The organism is Moorella mulderi DSM 14980 (genome assembly GCF_001594015.1).
Lineage (GTDB): Bacteria > Bacillota > DSM-521 > Neomoorellales > Neomoorellaceae > Neomoorella > Neomoorella mulderi.
Genome location: NZ_LTBC01000034.1, coordinates 1 through 3,129, shown reverse-complemented (window position 1 = coordinate 3,129; position 3,129 = coordinate 1). Strand labels below are relative to the sequence as shown.

Annotated in this window: 2 protein-coding genes and 1 rRNA gene; 2 read left to right on the top strand and 1 reads right to left on the bottom strand. The window is 53.3% G+C overall.

Features of this window, described 5'->3' with window-relative positions:
* Positions 1 to 255 precede the first annotated feature (255 nt).
* Positions 256 to 960, top strand: coding sequence for an endonuclease III domain-containing protein (locus MOMUL_RS15040; RefSeq protein WP_062286213.1), 705 nt, complete (start codon positions 256 to 258; stop codon positions 958 to 960).
* A 38-nt stretch (positions 961 to 998) separates the two neighbouring features.
* Here the strand turns inward: MOMUL_RS15040 and MOMUL_RS15035 are convergent, their stop codons facing one another.
* Positions 999 to 2,435, bottom strand: coding sequence for a 4Fe-4S dicluster domain-containing protein (locus MOMUL_RS15035; RefSeq protein WP_062286211.1), 1,437 nt, complete (start codon positions 2,433 to 2,435; stop codon positions 999 to 1,001).
* 603 nt (positions 2,436 to 3,038) lie between these two features.
* Between MOMUL_RS15035 and MOMUL_RS15030 the strand changes: the two genes are divergently transcribed.
* Positions 3,039 to 3,129: ribosomal RNA gene (locus MOMUL_RS15030) — 16S ribosomal RNA — on the top strand; the annotation flags it as partial.

The window sequence follows — 3,129 nt, the reverse complement described above, 5'->3', positions numbered from 1 at the left end:
TAGAGCGCCCGGCTGTTAACCGGGTGGTTGCAGGTTCGAGCCCTGCCCGGGGAGCCATTCCCCTCAACCCCTGTTAGGTTAACCCTAGCAGGGGCCTTTTTGTTGCTAAATAATTCTTGCCTCCAGGCCAAGATTTCTTTACACTCATGGGTGGGGTAGGTACCAATCTAATAATTGAGCGAGTAATTTTCAACAGGGAAAGTGAGGATTGGTAAAATATTGACCAGGGAACCCTTATCCGCCAAGCCAGGTGGTATGTTACCGACCGGCCCGGACAGGGTCAGTAACTCAGAAGGTATCCAGGCGCGGCTGATAGCCATCTATAACCGGCTTTATAATTATTTTGGCCCGCGCCACTGGTGGCCTGCCGACACATCCTTTGAAGTCATTGTCGGTGCCATCCTTACCCAGAACGTAGCCTGGAAGAATGTCGAGCAGGCGATAGCCAATCTCAAAGCGGCAGGCCTACTCGACCCCGAAGCCATGTACAGGGCAACTACGGCAGAGCTGGAACCCCATATCCGGCCGGCGGGATATTTCCGTACCAAAGCTAAAAAGCTCAAGGCCTTTGTTGAACACCTGTGGAAACGGTATAACGGTTCTCTGACCGCCATGTTTTCCCGCCCCCTGGCGGAGCTGCGCCCGGAGATACTGGCTATTTACGGCATTGGACCGGAGACGGCCGACGCTATCCTCTGTTACGCCGGCAATTATCCCATCATGGTCATGGATGCCTACACACGAAGGGTATTTTCAAGGCTGGGGTTTTTTGATGAAAAGATAACCTATCAAGGCATGCAGGAGTTTTTTATGGCCAACCTGCCGCAAGACCAGTATCTCTACAATGAATATCACGCCCTGATTGACGGGCTGGCAAACCAGCTCTGCCGCAAAAACCGGCCTGACTGCTCAAAGTGTCCCCTTGGAGATATTTGTCCCCGGCTTGGGGTTAATCTATAAGGCCTCTGACGTTTCAGCCAGAGGCCTACACTATTAAATCAGCGGTAGAATTTTTCCACTGCCCGGGCGCTTTCCCGCGGCCCGACCAGTGCCGCTGGCCCGCCGACACAACCTCCCTCGCAAGCCATGCCTTCTAAAAAGTTCCCCGGCAGTTTTCCGGCCCGGGCCAGGTTTAGATACCGTTTGCATTCCTCCAGGCCGCTTGCCAGGACCGGTTTGAATTCGACGGTGTCTCCCTGTTCCTTGAGAGCTTGTTCAATCGCTGCGGCAACACCACCGCTTACCGGGAAACCCCGGCCCCGCGCCGAAGCAGTGCCGGTAGGCGCAGAATCCGGGCTGAGAACAGCGGGGTCTATTTCCCTGGCTGCCAGGAAGGCCGCCAGTTCTTCAAAAGTAAGCACAGCGTCGATGCCAGTCCCGGGGCCGAGGGCCTCTTCCTTTTTGGCCATGCACGGCCCTATAAATACCACCTTGCTACCTGGAGCTTCAGCCTTAAGCATCCGGCCCAGGACCACCATCGGTGACGGGACTGGTGCAAGGTGATCGGCCAGGTCCGGGTAATTTTTCCGCACAAAAGATACAAAAGCGGGACAACAGGAACTGGCCAGCCATTCTTTTTCCGCCACCGTTTGGCTAAATTCCTTTGCTTCCAGTACAGCCACCTGGTCCGCGCCCCGGGCCACCTCGGCAGTAGCAGTAAAACCCAGTTCGGCGAGGGCCGCCATAACCTGGCCTGCAGACACGTTGGGACCAAACTGGCCGGCAATCGCCGGTGCCAGGGCGGCCACAACCTGTTCGCCTGCCTGGAGCCAGCGAATCACTTCCGGCAACTGGGACTTATCCGCAATAGCTCCAAAGGGGCACGCTGTCAGGCAAGTACCGCAAGCGGTGCAAAATTCGCGGTCAATCACCGAGTTGCGGTTGGGCCCGGGTTTAATAGCCCCGGCCAGGCAAGAACGTTCACAGGGACGGCTAACCTCCACGATAGCATGGAAGTAACAGGCCCGGCTGCATCGTCCACATTCAATGCATTTTTCCTGGTCGATATAGGCACGTCGGCCAACAATTGTTATAGCTTTTTTCGGACAGGTGTTTACACAAAAATGGGCGACGCAGCCCCGGCAGGCATCGGTGACCAGGTAACGATCAATGGGGCAGCGGTCGCAGGCTATCTCAATTATATCCAGTACCGGGGAGGTAACGTGGTGCCCGGCCAGGTTCTTTTCAGCAATGACTCCCAGGCGTTCATCTTCGCCCACTTCCCGGGGTGAAAAACCGAGGGCAAACTTAACCCGTTCGGCCAGGATCGCCCTTTCCTTGTACACACAGCAACGGTAACGGGTTATGCCCGCATCAGTCAAGGTTCGCGGGAGCCGGTCTATCTCGCTCTCAAGCCTTCCCGTGAGGGTAAGACGGGCTACTTCCCGCAATACCTCATGCTTGATTTTAGCGACTTCGGATTTGAACGAACGCATGTTTTCACTCCTCTACCTGGTTGTTTTTCAAACCATATCTTATATTCCTTACAGAATATATGTCAATGGAAGCAAGTTTCATATTGAGTACTCAACCTCACTGTAAAGTTCCTGATAAACTTTAGGGCATTAACCTGAGGCAGGGAGACCCTCAAAGTGAGAGCCAGCTTTCGCCCAGGAAAACGTGGAAACCGGGGCATAGTGGCGTAAAAGAAAGAAAAAAGGGGATGATGTTAAGGAAATGTTAAGCAGTTAGCTCTGTAATCATTTACTCTTCCTTGCCTGCCGGTAGAATTCGTGTTATAGTATTAACTGCTCCTACAAGGGAGGAGAAAATAGCCCGGTAGAAATTGACAGTTGACTGGGCGAATTAAAAACGCTAGAATATATAATTGCGCACTTCAATGGTGCAGCAGCAGGGTGAAAAACCTCTTGACACCGGGCAAAAGAAGTGATAGAATAAAAAAGTCGCGTTCAGCGAAGCAGGTCTTTGAAAACTGAACAGTGGGAAGGAGCCAGACGTAAAAGCGAGGACCCTGTACAGGATAAGGACAGGGATCAAGCTAGACGTGAAGAAGGCGCTACGAGAGTAGCGAGAAGATATTTACGGAGAGTTTGATCCTGGCTCAGGACAAACGCTGGCGGCGTGCCTAACACATGCAAGTCGAGCGGTCTTTACTTTGCGGAATCTTCG

Coding starts and splice junctions, on each gene's coding strand:
- MOMUL_RS15040 (WP_062286213.1), top strand. CDS start 256: ATGTTACCGACCGGCCCGGACAGGGTCAGTAACTCAGAAGGTATCCAG.
- MOMUL_RS15035 (WP_062286211.1), bottom strand. CDS start 2,435: ATGCGTTCGTTCAAATCCGAAGTCGCTAAAATCAAGCATGAGGTATTG.